Consider the following 14085-nt stretch of genomic DNA (forward strand, 5'->3'; position numbering starts at 1 on the left):
AGTCGAGCTTCCTCTGTCAATCAGCATCAAATGCGAATTGGCCTTTCTCAAAATCAGGGAGAGACTGCCTTTTCCCCACCCCCCTCAACCCCATGTCTTCGAGCCCTTGCCTCGCCCGTTATTGGCGAAAAAATCTCGCCACCCTGGCCGCCTTGCTCTCTGTCTGGTTCCTCGTCTCCTATGGATGCGGAATTCTCTGGGTGGATCAGCTGGACCGCTTTTCCTTTCCAGGAACCCACATCCCGCTTGGATTCTGGTTCGCCCAGCAAGGTTCCATCTACGTCTTCGTGCTGCTGATCGCGATCTACGTCTGGCGGATGAATCGGCTGGATCGGGAGTTTGCCATCTCCGAGTGAAGGGCCTGCCATGGACGCTATCCAAGCCTGGACCCTAGGCATCGTCATCGCGAGTTTTGCCCTCTACGTGGGAATCGCAATCTGGTCCCGTGCGGGGAGCACTGGCGAATTTTACGTGGCCGGCGGGGGCGTGTCTCCGCTCGCCAATGGGATGGCCACCGGAGCCGATTGGATGTCGGCTGCCTCCTTCATTTCCATGGCAGGCTTGATCGCTTTTGCCGGACGCGATGGCGGCACCTACCTCATGGGGTGGACAGGCGGCTATGTCCTCCTGGCGCTCTTGCTGGCGCCCTACCTTCGCAAGTTTGGCAAGTTCACGGTGCCTGATTTTGTGGGCGATCGCTACTACTCCACCACCGCGCGCATCGTGGCGGTCCTCTGCGCGATCTTCATCTCCTTCACCTATGTCTGCGGACAGATGCAGGGCGTGGGGATCGTCTTCGCGCGCTTTCTCGAGGTGGAGGTCAATCTCGGGGTCGGCATCGGCATGTTGATCGTGTTTTTTTACGCCATCCTCGGTGGCATGAAGGGGATCACCTACACGCAGGTGGCCCAGTATTGCGTGCTCATCTTCGCCTTCATGGTGCCAGCCATTTTCATCTCCTTCCAAATGACCGGGAATGTCCTTCCCCAAGTCGGGATGGGCGGAGAGCTGCGGGCCAGCGGCCAATCCTTGTTGGGGCGGCTGGAAGGCCTGCACGAGGAATTGGGCTTCGCTTCCTACCTCGGGGGCAACAAATCGACCATCGATCTCTTCTTCATCACGGCCGCCCTCATGCTGGGCACGGCTGGCTTGCCGCACGTCATCGTGCGCTTCTACACCGTCAAAACGGTGGCAGCCGCTCGCTTGTCCGCCTTTTGGGCCCTGCTCTTCATTGCCATTCTTTACACGACCGCGCCCGCGGTGGCGGTCTTCGCGCGGACCAATCTCTTGCTGACCACTCGTGATCTCCCGATCGACGAGGCCCCGGCCTGGTTCCAAAACTGGCAGGCGACCGGGCTCATTCAATGGGAAGACCACAATGGAGACGGCAAGGTTCAATACACCGGGAACCCGGGCGACCCCACCTCTTCTCTCCCCCGCAACGAGCTCACCGTGGATCGGGATATCATGGTGCTGGCCAATCCAGAAATCGCCCAGCTACCCAGTTGGGTCATCGGTTTGGTGGCAGCGGGAGGACTGGCGGCAGCTCTCTCCACGGCAGCGGGCCTGCTCTTGGTCATCTCCACGGCGGTGGCCCGCGACCTCGTAAAGAACACCTTCGCCCCGGAGATGTCGGACCAAAAAGAACTCAGGATCGCCCGCATCGGTGCGGCCCTCGCCGTGGTGGTGGCCGGCTACTTCGGCATGAATCCCCCAGGCTTTGTGGCGCAGGTGGTGGCCTTTGCCTTCGGCCTGGCCGCCTCCAGCTTCTTCCCGGCCATTCTGCTCGGCATCTTTCACAAACGGATGAACCGGGAGGGAGCCATCGCCGGGATGCTCGTGGGAATCCTCTTCACCGCAGGCTACATCGTGTATTTCAAGTTTCTCCAGCCCGAGGCCAACCACCCCGAGAATTGGCTCTGGGGCATCAGCCCGGAGGGCATTGGGACCTTGGGCATGCTTTTGAACTTCGCGGTGGCCCTGGTGGTGCATCGCTTCACGGGGGACGCCCCGGAAAAAGTCCAAAACTTGGTCGAAAGCATTCGCTCGCCCCATCGTAAAGAAGGACGCTAGGCTCACTCGGCCGACCGCCTTTCCCTTCCTCCTCATGAATCTCAGCCTTCTTGGACTTGGCATCATCGGCTCCCTCTGGGCCCGCCATCACGCAGCCGATGGGCGCGCCCTGCGCACCTGGAACCGCAGCCCAAAACCAGAGGCACCCGGCTTCACCCCGGACATCGCCCAAGCGGTCCACGGAGTGGACATCCTGCATCTCTGCGTCGGCGACATCGCGGCCGTCGAGTCCGTGCTGAAACAGGCTCTCCCCCACCTCCAACCCGGAGCGCTCGTGATCCAGTCCAGCACCATCTCCCCGGAGGCGGCTAGTCACTTTCGGCAGGAAACCGAAGCCCACGGAGGGCGTTACCTCGAGGCACCCTTCACCGGCAGTGGCCCCATCGCCGAGCAGCGCCAAACCGTCTTTTACGTGGGTGGGCCGGAAGCCCTCATTGAGGAGGCGCTCCCCGCTCTCGCGCCCCTCAGCCGGACGCTGCATCGCCTCCCGGACGAGCGCCAGGCCCAAGCCGTCAAACTCTCCATGAATCTCCAAGTGGCTGCCATCACCCAAGCGCTGGCCGAGGGCCTGCAACTGGCCCGCCAACACGGCCTGCGAGATGACGACTTCTTTAAGATTCTTCGCGACAATGCCTCCCACACCAAACTGGCCGACCTCAAGGAACCCAAGCTTCGCCAGCAAGACTTCTCCCCCCAATTCTCGGTCAAGCACATGCACAAAGACCTCACCCTGGCGCAACAAGCGGCCGGAGAACTGCCCCTGCTTCAGCTCGCCCGGACGCTCGAAGTCTACCAGCTAGGCCTGGAGGCAGGCTACGCCGAGGAAGACTTCAGCTCCCTCATCCGCTTGGTGAAACCGTGAGCCTCGAGGAGGCCAAGGCCGCCATCCGCGAGACGCTTGCCGGGCGCGCTCCAGGCAAAAGCATTTGTCCGAGCGAGGCGGCCAAGCACCTCCAGCGGGAGCGTTGGCGGGAGAGGATGGAAGTGGTCCGGACCGCGGCCAGAGAACTGGCTGAGGAGGGCGTTTTGGAGATCACGCAAAAGGGCCAGGTTCTTTCCTCCTCCCAACCGTTCCGAGGTCCCATTCGACTTCGAAGAAGCCGCTTCAGAACCGATAGTTCAGGCCCAGATTGAGAAAAAGATTCCCATCGATATCGGTATCGAGGGCCACCCGAGAGCTGTCTTCAATCTCGAGACTCTGCCCCACTTGGTAGCCGATATCCCCGAAGAGCCAAAAGCCGTTTCCGAGATGTTTCTCCGCTCCCAAGGCCAAGCGGACCACGCCGTAATTGAGCTGGACCGACTCGCCATTCACGGGATCCTCCACATTCCAGCTCGCGCCATTGAGGTAGGCACTGGCCGAGAAAAGCCAATCGTCATTGGGAGCGAAGAGCACTTGGAACCGGGGAAAGGTCAAATTGAGGCGGGAGTTGGGGCTCGGCTCCCAGATGAGACCGACCGCCGGCAGCAGGACCGCCTCCCCTGTGTCTTGCGAATAGTAGCCTCCACCGATGAGCTTCCAATCCTCTGCGAAACCGTAGGACAAGAGCGCGAGCACCGTCAGATCGAAGGCATCCCCATTGAGGTCCTCGAAGTCGGTCGCCACCCCGGGCATGACCCGCACCCAAGAGGTCAGATTCTCTTGGAAGCGCGTCCAAAAATCGAAAGGGAAGAGCACCCGATAGAGGTCGAGTTCCTGGTTCCCGAGGGGGAAGGTCGTGCCATCAAACTCAAATTGATTGTAGCGAAAGCGCAGCCCGGTGGTCGCTCGCAAGGCCTGGTATTGAAAGAGGGGCACGTTCGCTTGCAGGCCGATCTCTTGGTTTCCCAACTCGTCGCTTCCGCTATCGAAGTCGGCGTCCGCATTCCAGGAATAATAAAATTGCCCCACCGTGTAAGCGGGAATGAAAGACTCCTCGACCTGGTCTTCCTCCAAAGGGGAAGCGAGCAAAGAGAGCGGCAAGGCGAGGGGCAGGAACAGGAATGGTTTCATGGCAGAGCAAACGCTTCAAGGCGTCATGCCACAAAAGCGAACCCCCCGCCACCTCAATCCAGGTCGATCTCCGCGCGATCCCGGCCCAGGCGGAACTCCCCTCCCGCCCGCTCGACCTCACGAACCCGGACCAGCGATCCTTGCAAATCCACCACCAGGGACCGGGAAGGAACGGTGAAGGCCCCGGTGTTGACAATCGATCGGGAGCCCTGCTGGAAAACACTGGCCCAGTGAGTGTGCCCAGAAAGCATCACGCGCGCTTCCGGTGCGAAGTGCTGGAGAAACTGCATGGCCCGCCTCGATCCTTGGGCGATGGCCAGGAAAATTTGCCATTGCCGATCGGGACGAAATCGCTGCCAGAGCCTGAAGCCCATCCCGCGTTCGCGAGAGAGAGGTTTGATGGCGCGCGCGCGGGCGCGCGTCTCCTGCAAGCGACGGAGAAGGGGATCCAAGGAGGCAGGCAGCCCTTCCGGGCCCAGACTGCGCAGCGCCTCTCGCTGCCAGATGACCTCCCGACTCCAAGGCGAAACCTCCTCCAGAACGGCATGCCCATGGGTCACCACCACCTGCCCCGCCCCAAAGGTGGCCAGCGAGTGCTCCCACCCAAACGGGTCGTGATTGCCCTCCAAAAAGAGGGCTTGGACCCCACGCCGCGCGAGCGCCGCTTGCAGTTGCTCCAACTTCGCGCGGCTCGCCAAGTGCGCGCGCTCCTTCACCCGACCCTCCCAAGTATCTCCGTTGAAAAGCACGGTCCCCGCGCCCTCAGTCAGAGGCAGCCAGCCCTCCACCCCCCCAATCCGCGACTTGGGATGGCCAAGATGGAGATCGGAGACCACCCGAATCGGCGGCGGCGCACAGTCCAGATCGAGAATCACCGCCCACAAGTCCCCTCCTTCCCGCTGCTGGCAAGCAATTGACGAAGGCATTCCGCCATCGTAAGGCGCTCGCCATGGCCAAGTTCTCCCCCCTTCGTTCTTTGCTCGCTCTTTTCCTCCCCTGGCTGGCCTCGTGCGGCTTGAGCAATCCGCTGGAAGCCATCCGGGTCCAAGCTAACCCCAGCAGCCAAGGCAGCTCCTGGTTCGATCTTCGACTCCCGGAACCGGAGCGAGAACCGCTCCTGACGCGCCGCCACCGCACGATACCGGCCGTCGAATTCCTCCCCCCGGAAGAGGCCTTGCCCTCGGAAAACTTGGCCGCCACCTCCGCCGGACCGGGGCTGCTTTTGCCGTCCCTGGAAGACTTGGGAGAGAAAGCGGACCAAGGTCCTCCCACCATGAAGCGACGGGAGTTCCAACTAGCTTCCGAGGAAGAACTCCAGCAGGGAGTGGAGGAAGAGCGTCTCCTGCGCAATCTCCAGCTCTATCCAGACGAGGCCGAGTGAGCCGAATAGGCTCTCCGCGAATTACTTCTTGGGCTCTTTTTGTTTCACCAAAGTGGCCCGTTTGCCAACCCGGGAACGGAGATAATGGAGCTTGGCGCGGCGGACATCCCCCTCTTGGGTCACCTCCACCTTGGCGATCTTGGGCGAATGGACCGGGAAAACCCGTTCCACACCCTCTCCATAGGAAATCTTGCGCACCGTGAAGGCTTCGTTGATGCCCGAACCGCTCTTGGCGATGACCAGACCTTGGAAAATTTGAATCCGCTCCTTGCCCCCCTCGATGACTCGATTGTGGACCTTAACGGTGTCGCCGACATTCACCGGGGTGAACTCGTCTTTCATCTGCTCTTGTTCGATTTTGGCGATGATATTCATAACTGAAAACGGGGCGGCGGGTGGTTCGCGGAATGCGGGAGGGGAGCTATAGAGAGAAAGTCACTGGAAGCAACGGATTTCTGCTAGAATCCGGGGCGGGGATCACCCGAAAATTTTCAAAAAGCCCGCCTCCAGGCTAAGGGTCTCCTGGGCATTGCTTTGCAGCTGCTCCCGCAAGGCCTCCACCGCCTCCATCTTTTCCATCAGCTCCTGGAGGGAATACCTCCCCGCCAGGGCCGCCGAAACGGCCGCCTGTTCCGGAAACTCCAAGCCAATGGACACCCCGACTTGCTGCCGAACCGCATCGGCGAACCAACCCAAAAACAGGTCAAAAAGCCGCGTTCGCTCTCGCAGATACGAGGAAGCGGCCAAGGCTTTCCAGGTTTCCTCGCGTCGTTTGAGCCAATCCCCTTCGGTCGTCTTTTGGTAAGTCGCCTTCTCGGCCTCCAGCTGGCTGTCGGCTTGCTTTTGGATCTCCGCACGCACGCCGTCCAGCAGTTGGCTGACCCGGCGCAGCAGGCGCAAGGCCCCCGCCACCGAATCCCGGCCCTCTTGAAAATGGCCGGCCAGAAGCGCCACCATCTCCTGCTCCTCCTCGCTCCGCTGGATCTCGCGGCTTTGGAGAGAAACCTGGAGGCAACGCGAGCGGATGGTGTCCAAAAGCTGTTCCGGCGCCTCGGTCAGAAGAAGAAGGAGCGACTGCGGAGGCGGCTCTTCCAGCGTTTTGAGAAAGGCATTGGCCGCTCCCTCTCCCAGTCGCTCGGCCTCCACCAGCACCGCCACCTTGGTCTTCCCTCGGGGGGCTTGCACCCGCAGGGTTCGCTCGAGCTCGCGCACTTGCTGGACGGTCACCAAGCGGCTCTTGGAAGAAGGCCGCACGACCCTGACCAAGCCACTCGAAAGCGCATCCAGCGATTCTCCCACCCCCCCATTCAGCTGGCGCACCAACTCGCCGGCTAAGCTCTCCTTGCCACTTCCGGCCGGTCCGGTCACCAAGTAGGCATGCGCCAAGCGCCCCCGCCGGACGGCCTCGCCGGCGTAGTGTCGTGCGCTCTCAAGTGTGAATGCCATCTTCCTGTAGGATCGCCCAAATCGCCTGGCTGACCTCGTCCACGCTCTGGGAGGCGTCAATGACCCGGAAGCGCTCGGGAGCTTCCTCGGCCAGATCGAGAAAACCCCGCCTCACGAGGGCGAAAAATTCGTCGTTTTCTCGCTCCATGCGATCGCTCACCCCGGCCGCCTCCGACACCTTCCGGGCCCTTTCCGTGGCCACCGCCGCTTCCATATCGAGGAGAAACGTCCGATCCGGGAGACAATCGCCCACCGCCAGGGCATTGACAGCCTCGGCCACTTCCCGGCCCAGCTTCCGGGCCATTCCCTGGTAGACCACCGTCGAATCCAAAAAACGATCGGCAATGACCACCGCCCCCTCTCGCAAAGCGGGGCCGATGATTTCCCGAACCAATTGAGCCCGGCTGGCCGCGAACAGCATCAGCTCCGCCTCGGGCGCCATGCCCTGCCCGGCCGCGTCAAATTGCAGGAGAGAGCGGACCTTTTCGCCCAAGGCCGTGCCACCCGGCTCACGGACCGAAACCACCCGCCGGCCCTTCGCTTCCAGCCGAGTCTTCAAGCGGGCAATCTGGGTGGATTTCCCGCAGCCTTCCGAGCCCTCAAACGTGATGAAATACCCTGCCATCCTACCGCAAGACCACTCGCCAAGAACCCACTGCCTCGCCTGAAAAATCAAAGACTGGCAAGGTGGCCCCATCGGGAGGCCTCTCCAAATCAGGCACGATGCCAAAGCGAAGCCCCTCAGGGTAGGACCCCTGCGGCTCCTCCTCGGTCGTCACCAAAAAATCGACCAGGGCCTGCAAGCCGAGGCGACCCACCGGCCCGCTCTCCTCCCAAGTCAGCCCCGGAAGGACCGCGCGATTCAGCACCACCACCAGCTGACGATGCCCATCCCGCTTCGTCTTCCACTCGGCGTAGGCCTGCTCGGGCGAAAACCCGCTCGGGCTGCCCTCTCCGAAAGGGGCCACCGTCAAGGGGACGACCGGTAGACGAGCCTCTTCCAGCGAAGCTTCCACTTTGGATCGACCCACAAAACGCAGCGCTGCCCCGCTCTCGTGGGCGGAATCGAGAAAGAGGCGAAGACGGACCGAGGCTTTTCCCTCGATCTCCTCCAAATCAAAATGGCGGAGCGCCAACACCAGATAGAGCGCCTCCGGGCCGGAAAACAAAGTCATCTCGACCTCGCGATAGCCATCCCCTCCTGCGCCCGTTTCCAAGGCGAAGGGCACCCCATGAGCCCGCACCGGGGACACAAATTCCACCAAGCCAGCTGACGCCCCCGAGCCTGCCTTCGCTTGGCGCGTCGGCCCTTCCCACTCCCCCCTCGCTTGGGAAAGGCCAGAAGGCTCGACCACCCGAGGCGCTTCCAACAAGCCCTCTAGCGATTCCGACTGGAAGCGATAATATTGAGGGGCGCTTTCGCCAAAAGAATCCGGAAGCTGCCACAGGCCGGGAGCCATCGCCTCAAGCGCCAGCCATCCCTCCCGGCCCACCGCCGACAATCGAAACTCCCCCCAGGGCCCTGGCCCGCCGTGCAAACGATGCGCCACCTCAGCCCCGGGGGCGAAGCCAGGCTCTTGCTCAATGCGCCAGGGGAGCGGAGCCGTCTCGGAAAGAAGCGCCACCGCTCGCCTCACCCATGCAAGAAGATCGCCCCCTCCCTCCAAGAAGCCCCGTTCGTCCAAATTCGGGTCGAGCAGTGCCAAGGCCTGTTTGGCCGCTGCCGCTTTCCAAAGAAAAACCGACTCCCTGTCCAAGGCCCCCTCGGCGGTCGTGGGCGAACCCCTCAAAGGAGGGGCCAACAGCACCACCGGGAGGTCCGCTGCTGCCAAGGCCTCGAGTGATCTCTCCATAGCCGACTGCCAAAACCCGTTCCCGAATCTCTCCTCCTTTCGGTAACACAGAACCACCAAGTCCGGTCTCGGCAGAATGCGCTCCATAGAGCAGACCCCTGCCGGCAAAAGAAGAGAACTTTCCGCGCTGAAAAGACTGAGAAAAGAAAGGCCCTCTCCCGCCGGACCGGTCGCCAAGTCCACCACCTCCTCTTCATAGTAGAAGCGCTCCGAGAGGGCCTCGCTCAAGTAGGCTGCCAGCCGCTGCTCTCCTCCCTCGAGATTTCCGAAGTAGAGGATGGAAAGCGGGCCTCGCGCACGCAGCGTCTCCTGCCACTCCGGCTTTTCAGCCGACCAGGCGGCCGAAAGCGCACTCAAAAAACAGAACCCACAGAGAAGCCTCACGCGGGATGCTTTCATGCTTTGGCGGAAATCGCCAGCAAGAAGCGCTAGGCGTCCTCCATCGCTTTCACTCCGGCTTTGCGGGCCTTCACGGCCATGTCCCACGCCTTCTGTTCTCCGTACTTGTCACACGAGAAGCTGGCGGTCTTGCGAACCCCTTTTTGGGGGCTCCAGGTGGCCACAGCGAACCAATAGGCATAGGTCTTCTTGCCCTTGGCAATGGTCTTTTCGGTCCAGCGAACGCCCGGAACACCCGAAGTGTTTTTGGAGGTCAAGAGATTGGCTTTTTCCTTCCGGGACATCGGCTTGAGCTTGGCCTCCGCCCCATCCCGGAAGCTCCTGGCTGCTTCCAGCGCCTTGCGTTTGCCACCCGCTTTTTTGTCCGCAAAGAAGCGGTGAACGGATTGCCCGCGGCGAACGATCCGGACTTCGTAGCCGTGTGCTTCCTGTTTTCCCTCCGCGACCGTGGAATCGATGCGCGTGATGTTTCTGTCTTTCTTAGGTCTTGCCATGGTTCGGTTGACTCAGGTTTGGGGTTTTTCGTCAGCCAAAAAAACGGGACACCGGCCGATGGAAAAACTACGATTGGATGTAGTCTGAATTCGCAAAGCAGTTGCGCTGTCAACCAACACTCTGATCTATAAAAAGACCTGCCTCAAACACTAAAGATGAGAAAATCTAGCCTTCAAAATAAGCTCCAGGAACTTGGCCTGGAACTCCCCCCGCCCCCGGCCTCGATCGGCCATTACTTGCCAGCAGTCCGAAGCGGCCAACAACTGCACCTCTCGGGCGGGATTTCGCTCTCCCCGGAAAAGTCCTATCTCGGGAAGGTCGGCCTGGATCTCGACTTGTCCGCTGCGCGGGAAGCGGCCGTTCTCTGTGTGCTCAATCGCCTCTCTGTCATCCAAGCCGAACTCGGCCATCTCGAACGGGTGCGCCAAATCGTTTCTGTGAGTGGCTTTGTCAATTCCGCCCCGGACTTCGTGGACCAGCCCCAGGTCATCGACGCCGCCTCCGAGCTGTTGGTGGAACTCTTTGGCGAATCGGGCCGTCACAGCCGGATCGCGGTCGGAGTGAATGCCCTGCCCCTGAACGTGGCTGTCGAGATTTCCATGGTGGTGGAGGTCTCGGACTAGGCAGGCTGCTTGATCGCTTCGGGCGAACCGTCTTTGGCCTTCTCCTCCGCCTTCTGCCGGGCCTATTCCTTCTCCCGCATCCAAACCCAAACCCCCAACCCGATCACGATCAGGGCAAAGCCATAGCTCAGCATCAGCCCGCGTTGGATCCCGCTCGTGAAGCCGTAGGAATGCAGGCCTACGCCCAGTTGGTTCACGTGCCACCATGAAAAAATCACGATGATGGCACCCACCATGGCCCAGATATTCACGAGGGTGTCCTTGATGAACCCTCCCAGGCGGGCGTGGAGAATGGCCAACTGCCAAAGCACAATCATGAGGGCGCCATTTTCCTTCGGGTCCCAGCCCCAGAAGCGACCCCAACTATCGTTGGCCCAAATCCCTCCCAAGACCGTCCCCACCAGCGAAAAGAGCAGCCCGAAGCAAATGATTCCATAAACCATCCGCGTGAGCGTGCGGAAGAACTCGCGATTGAGCTTGGTGGGGGCGAAGAATTTGCAGACCAAATAGACCGTCGCCACAAAACCCGCGCCCAAGCCGGCGGTGTAGCCGATGTTGATGATGGTGACGTGCGTCCAAAGCCAGAAGCTCGTGTCGAGAACCGCCTGGAGCTGCGGCATCGTATCCGCGCCGTCGATGACCTCGTAGCGGCTCGCCACGAACATCCCCAGCGCGCCCAAAGCCGGGGCCAGGGCCAAGGCCACCCCCCGGCGGGTCATCCATTCGATCATGAGAAAGAGAAAGACCCCAAAAGCGGTGATGAAGAGAATGGTGTCGTAGAGGCTGTGGATCGGGGCCGCCTGGTGGCGGATGAAACTTCGGAACACGATGCCCACGATCAACATGCCGAGCGGGAAGAGCGTCGCCCAAGCCGCCCCGGTTGAGGCCCAGCGGCCGAAGCGACTGGCCGGGGCCAGCCAAGTGAGCGCCAAAACCAAAAACAAAAGCACAAACCAAACCTTGGCCTGCCCGAAGAATTGCACTCGATTGTAGGTCACCTCGGTCGGAATATCGGCATACTCCCCCCGTTCCTTGGCCCGCGTCACAATCTCTTCCTTGAAGGCCTCGAGCGCTTCCAAAAAGCCCGCTCCGGGTCGAGCAGTGGCCATTTCTTCCATGCGCTTGATCAACTCGAAGGCTTCGATGGGATTGTCCAATCGACCCAAAACCGCTAGAAACATCAGCCCACCCGGAGGCAGCCAATCCTCCAGGTCCTTCTCGAAGGGCGGAATCATTCGAACCTGAGCCGCCGCGTTCATCTTGCGCTCCAGAAGATTGCTCACGCGGACCAACTCCGCCTGCTCCATCCCCGCTCCACCAGCGCCGGTTTCCTGGATCAACATGAGAACCGGCAGCAGGCGACTGACCGACATCTCGCCAGCGATTTGGGTTCCCAGCCCAGGCACGATCCCAAAGTCCACCTCGATCGTTTGCCCGGCCCAGGCAAAGAGCCCCGCGATCTGCTCGAACCTCACCACATTGTCTCGCAGGCCCACCAAATGATCCTGCTCCTGGGAGCGATCTTTTTTGGCGATGCCCTCATACTGCGAAGCGAGACTTCGCAAGCGTTCCAAGCCCGGCTCAATGTGCTGGTAAGAAAACCGGTCCCGCCGCTTGCCCAAATCATCCACGCCCAGCGTGATGAGGAGGTCGGTGTTATCGACTAGGAAGAGCGGCAATCGTTTGGCCAGCTCAGGCCGGAACATGGAATCCATCAGCCAGGCTGTAGCTGGGATTTTCACCTTCTCCCCCCCGCTGGTGATCGTGATGCTGGCCATGGCCCGCAGCGCCAGCAGTTGGAAGCGGGCGAAGGTGCTCGCCGGCATGACCCGCCCGCCCACCTGCAAAGGCAAGCTCTCAAAAGCCTCAATGGCCTCTTCCGGCCATGGTTCATAGCCTGTGACCTCCGCCACCTCGCGCGCCTGGGACGTCGCGGAGCTGAGAGCGAGCAGGATCAGCGAAAGGCGTTTCATGCGATGGCTTGGGCGGCCCGTTGTTTGCGTGACCGACCCACAAATTCCAGAAGTTTCACCACAAAGTGAATCAACAAGCCGAGCGAAATGACGATGCAAGCGTAGAGCGGCCACTGGTCTGCGGGGTTGCGAGAAACCTCGAAAATGGAGCGCACGTTGCCGTTTCCGAAGTCTTGAAATTGCGCCTGGAAAAACGTGAAGCCGTCATGTCGCATCGGCTCATTCATGCGAATCTTCGCGCGGGCGATTTCGCCCGCTTCCTCGCGGTAGACGATGCTGGTGAAATCACGCGGCTTCTTGGTGCCCGGATGATAGCTGTAGCTGAAATCATCCAGCCGGACCAAGAAGGGAACCGTCCAACTCCGGCGCGTGAGAGAGATGGCGAAGTCCCGGCCGTCGACCGTCGTGCCATGGGGAGCCAGCTCCCCGCCCCACATGAGAAAGTCCTCCCGGGTGCCATCCTCAGCTACGAGGGTGGCGCGCGCGCCCCCCAGATTGCGCTCGGCCTCGGCCACCGGCTTGAGCGGGATCAAACGGAAGCCACCCGGCCCCTCGGCCACGATGTTAGAGTGGCGGCGGTAGCCGCTCAGCGTGAGATCGAAAGGGAGCGAAGAATGGGTGAAGGTGACCGAGTTCGCCGGCGCCAGATCCCGCAAGACCTCCTCGCCCACCACCAGCACCTCGTCTTTCCCACGCTCATGAATCTCGACCACCCAGTTGTGGTAGCTTTTCACCACATTGGATTGCTGCCCCTCGGCCAAGGTCATATGGCCCGCTTCCGAAAAATGATGAGCCACAAACCCGCCCGCCAGAAGAAAGAGGATGCCGGAGTGCGAGATCAGATTGCCAATTTGCTTGGGGCCTTTGCGCGCCCGAATGATGGCACCGCAGACCATGTTGACGAACAAAAGCAGCATCAGCGGGTAGGCCCCCGGCAGGGGAAGAGTGAAGCCATTGCCGAAGCGATGGAAAGCAATCCAGGAATCAAAGTAGCGTTTCTGGGCCTCGAAGATTCCCAGTTCCACCTGCGCGATGGTCCCGAAAAAAGTCACCACCACCATCAGGACCAAGACCGCCGTGGCCAAGCCGAAGGAAGAAAAGAACCGGAAGGTCTTTTGACCCCAGATTTTCAAGGTCTCCTCCATGGACTCAATTGACAAGCTTGAGCGAGGCACAGAGCGCCAGGAAATTGGCCCTCTCCCCCTCGACCACCTCCCGCGGACCAAACATTTTCATGGTGACCAAGCGCCCACTCTGCGCCTCCGCCACCGCTCCCAGAACCTTGAAGTCCTTTTTGACGTCGCCTCGGCGCATGTGTCGGTAGGTCCCGACCTGCTCGAAGAGGACCGCCTCATCCCCCAGCATGGGAATGCGTTCGAGAGTGGCCAAGCCCGATTCAGAGAGCGGCTCCATCCCCAGTTCGCCATACCAGCGATTCACGTTCATCAGCTTGGTCCCGCCGGTCAACGTGGCGTAGGCCTCGATCTCTCCCAAGGGATCGACCAGGTAGTTCAAATCCCGAAACTGAGAGCGGGCAATGGCCTTCCAGCCCGGCGGCGTCTCCGCCATGAGTCCGGCCGGAGCGGGAGCGGGAGGGCTGGGAGCGGGCGAGGACTGCTCCAGATCCGAGGGCACGATCCCGGCGTTGGACAACTGAAAACGTTTCTCGGGGGAAGCGGTGAAATCGATCTCGCGTTCGTGGGGCGACACCTCTCGGGAATCAGTGATTTCGACCGTCCGGTCTCGCCGCGAACAAGCCGACAAAACGACCAGTCCCAGCAGGGCGGTCCAGATAGCAAAACGGCTTGGGGAAATCGGTGGGTTCATGAGGGTGAGCGGGGCGATCCCA

The 14085-nt window shown here is 61.1% G+C and carries 16 protein-coding genes; 6 read left to right on the forward strand and 10 right to left on the reverse strand.

The window, feature by feature from the left end; all coding sequences use genetic code 11:
- Positions 1 to 92: 92 nt before the first annotated feature.
- Genes AAF555_03895 through AAF555_03910 form a run of 4 tightly spaced genes read left to right on the forward strand, consistent with a single transcriptional unit; the run spans position 93 to position 3207 of the window.
- Positions 93 to 356 (forward strand): DUF4212 domain-containing protein, encoded by a 264-nt coding sequence (locus tag AAF555_03895; protein MEM6910703.1) that lies wholly within the window; start codon positions 93 to 95, stop codon positions 354 to 356.
- Between the two features lie 10 nt (positions 357 to 366).
- Positions 367 to 2073 (forward strand): sodium:solute symporter family protein, encoded by a 1707-nt coding sequence (locus AAF555_03900; GenBank protein ID MEM6910704.1) that lies wholly within the window; start codon positions 367 to 369, stop codon positions 2071 to 2073.
- A 34-nt stretch (positions 2074 to 2107) separates the two neighbouring features.
- Positions 2108 to 2935, forward strand: a complete 828-nt coding sequence (locus tag AAF555_03905) for an NAD(P)-dependent oxidoreductase (GenBank protein ID MEM6910705.1) — start codon at positions 2108 to 2110, stop codon at positions 2933 to 2935.
- Entirely contained in the window at positions 2932 to 3207 is a 276-nt protein-coding gene (locus tag AAF555_03910) for a DUF3253 domain-containing protein (GenBank protein MEM6910706.1), read from the forward strand. Before AAF555_03905 ends, AAF555_03910 begins: the two co-directional genes overlap by 4 nt.
- Here the strand turns inward: AAF555_03910 and AAF555_03915 are convergent.
- Entirely contained in the window at positions 3179 to 4066 is an 888-nt protein-coding gene (locus AAF555_03915) for a DUF6268 family outer membrane beta-barrel protein (GenBank protein ID MEM6910707.1), read from the reverse strand. The genes AAF555_03910 and AAF555_03915 overlap by 29 nt on opposite strands.
- Before the next feature lie 53 nt (positions 4067 to 4119).
- The gene (locus tag AAF555_03920) at positions 4120 to 4992 is read right to left on the reverse strand and encodes a metallophosphoesterase (GenBank protein MEM6910708.1); all 873 of its coding nucleotides are present in this window, start codon (positions 4990 to 4992) and stop codon (positions 4120 to 4122) included.
- A gap of 23 nt (positions 4993 to 5015) precedes the next feature.
- Here AAF555_03920 and AAF555_03925 point away from each other — a divergent pair, with 23 nt between their 5' ends.
- The gene (locus tag AAF555_03925; GenBank protein ID MEM6910709.1) at positions 5016 to 5447 is read left to right on the forward strand and encodes a hypothetical protein; all 432 of its coding nucleotides are present in this window, start codon (positions 5016 to 5018) and stop codon (positions 5445 to 5447) included.
- A 21-nt stretch (positions 5448 to 5468) separates the two neighbouring features.
- Here the strand turns inward: AAF555_03925 and rplS are convergent, their stop codons facing one another.
- The 5 genes from rplS to AAF555_03950 form a co-directional block, all read right to left on the reverse strand.
- Positions 5469 to 5822: a 50S ribosomal protein L19 gene (rplS, locus tag AAF555_03930; GenBank protein MEM6910710.1), complete on the reverse strand. Its 354-nt coding sequence runs from the start codon at positions 5820 to 5822 to the stop codon at positions 5469 to 5471.
- A 102-nt stretch (positions 5823 to 5924) separates the two neighbouring features.
- On the reverse strand, positions 5925 to 6893 hold the full coding sequence (locus tag AAF555_03935; GenBank protein ID MEM6910711.1) for a DNA polymerase III subunit delta' C-terminal domain-containing protein: 969 nt from the start codon (positions 6891 to 6893) through the stop codon (positions 5925 to 5927).
- Positions 6877 to 7518 carry a dTMP kinase gene (tmk, locus tag AAF555_03940; GenBank protein MEM6910712.1) on the reverse strand — a complete coding sequence of 214 codons (642 nt, stop codon included), beginning with the start codon at positions 7516 to 7518 and terminating at the stop codon, positions 6877 to 6879. Before tmk ends, AAF555_03935 begins: the two co-directional genes overlap by 17 nt.
- Position 7519: 1 nt before the next feature.
- On the reverse strand, positions 7520 to 9145 hold the full coding sequence (locus AAF555_03945) for a hypothetical protein (GenBank protein MEM6910713.1): 1626 nt from the start codon (positions 9143 to 9145) through the stop codon (positions 7520 to 7522).
- Between the two features lie 29 nt (positions 9146 to 9174).
- Complete coding sequence (locus AAF555_03950; GenBank protein ID MEM6910714.1) at positions 9175 to 9639, reverse strand: AP2 domain-containing protein; 465 nt, start codon at positions 9637 to 9639, stop codon at positions 9175 to 9177.
- Positions 9640 to 9795: 156 nt separating this feature from the next.
- Between AAF555_03950 and AAF555_03955 the strand changes: the two genes are divergently transcribed.
- A complete protein-coding gene (locus tag AAF555_03955; protein ID MEM6910715.1) occupies positions 9796 to 10263 on the forward strand; it encodes a RidA family protein in 468 nt (155 codons plus the stop codon).
- Positions 10264 to 10325: 62 nt separating this feature from the next.
- Here the strand turns inward: AAF555_03955 and ccsA are convergent, their stop codons facing one another.
- Genes ccsA through AAF555_03970 form a run of 3 tightly spaced genes read right to left on the reverse strand, consistent with a single transcriptional unit; the run spans position 10326 to position 14063 of the window.
- The gene (ccsA, locus tag AAF555_03960) at positions 10326 to 12236 is read right to left on the reverse strand and encodes a cytochrome c biogenesis protein CcsA (protein MEM6910716.1); all 1911 of its coding nucleotides are present in this window, start codon (positions 12234 to 12236) and stop codon (positions 10326 to 10328) included.
- Positions 12233 to 13381, reverse strand: coding sequence for a cytochrome c biogenesis protein ResB (locus AAF555_03965; protein ID MEM6910717.1), 1149 nt, complete (start codon positions 13379 to 13381; stop codon positions 12233 to 12235). Before AAF555_03965 ends, ccsA begins: the two co-directional genes overlap by 4 nt.
- 4 nt (positions 13382 to 13385) lie before the next feature.
- Positions 13386 to 14063, reverse strand: a complete 678-nt coding sequence (locus AAF555_03970; GenBank protein MEM6910718.1) for a hypothetical protein — start codon at positions 14061 to 14063, stop codon at positions 13386 to 13388.
- Positions 14064 to 14085: the final 22 nt, after the last annotated feature.

It is taken from the genome of Verrucomicrobiota bacterium (genome assembly GCA_039027815.1).
Taxonomy (GTDB): Bacteria; Verrucomicrobiota; Verrucomicrobiia; order Verrucomicrobiales; family JBCCJK01; genus JBCCJK01.

Bases quoted from the DNA above. Each gene is read 5' to 3' on its own strand.
- AAF555_03970 (MEM6910718.1), bottom strand. From the start codon at position 14,063: ATGAACCCACCGATTTCCCCAAGCCGTTTTGCTATCTGGACCGCCCTG.
- ccsA (MEM6910716.1), bottom strand. From the start codon at position 12,236: ATGAAACGCCTTTCGCTGATCCTGCTCGCTCTCAGCTCCGCGACGTCC.
- AAF555_03950 (MEM6910714.1), bottom strand. From the start codon at position 9,639: ATGGCAAGACCTAAGAAAGACAGAAACATCACGCGCATCGATTCCACG.
- AAF555_03935 (MEM6910711.1), bottom strand. From the start codon at position 6,893: ATGGCATTCACACTTGAGAGCGCACGACACTACGCCGGCGAGGCCGTC.
- AAF555_03915 (MEM6910707.1), bottom strand. From the start codon at position 4,066: ATGAAACCATTCCTGTTCCTGCCCCTCGCCTTGCCGCTCTCTTTGCTC.
- rplS (MEM6910710.1), bottom strand. From the start codon at position 5,822: ATGAATATCATCGCCAAAATCGAACAAGAGCAGATGAAAGACGAGTTC.
- AAF555_03900 (MEM6910704.1), top strand. From the start codon at position 367: ATGGACGCTATCCAAGCCTGGACCCTAGGCATCGTCATCGCGAGTTTT.
- AAF555_03965 (MEM6910717.1), bottom strand. From the start codon at position 13,381: ATGGAGGAGACCTTGAAAATCTGGGGTCAAAAGACCTTCCGGTTCTTT.
- AAF555_03920 (MEM6910708.1), bottom strand. From the start codon at position 4,992: ATGCCTTCGTCAATTGCTTGCCAGCAGCGGGAAGGAGGGGACTTGTGG.
- AAF555_03925 (MEM6910709.1), top strand. From the start codon at position 5,016: ATGGCCAAGTTCTCCCCCCTTCGTTCTTTGCTCGCTCTTTTCCTCCCC.
- AAF555_03955 (MEM6910715.1), top strand. From the start codon at position 9,796: ATGAGAAAATCTAGCCTTCAAAATAAGCTCCAGGAACTTGGCCTGGAA.
- AAF555_03905 (MEM6910705.1), top strand. From the start codon at position 2,108: ATGAATCTCAGCCTTCTTGGACTTGGCATCATCGGCTCCCTCTGGGCC.
- AAF555_03945 (MEM6910713.1), bottom strand. From the start codon at position 9,145: ATGAAAGCATCCCGCGTGAGGCTTCTCTGTGGGTTCTGTTTTTTGAGT.
- AAF555_03895 (MEM6910703.1), top strand. From the start codon at position 93: ATGTCTTCGAGCCCTTGCCTCGCCCGTTATTGGCGAAAAAATCTCGCC.
- tmk (MEM6910712.1), bottom strand. From the start codon at position 7,518: ATGGCAGGGTATTTCATCACGTTTGAGGGCTCGGAAGGCTGCGGGAAA.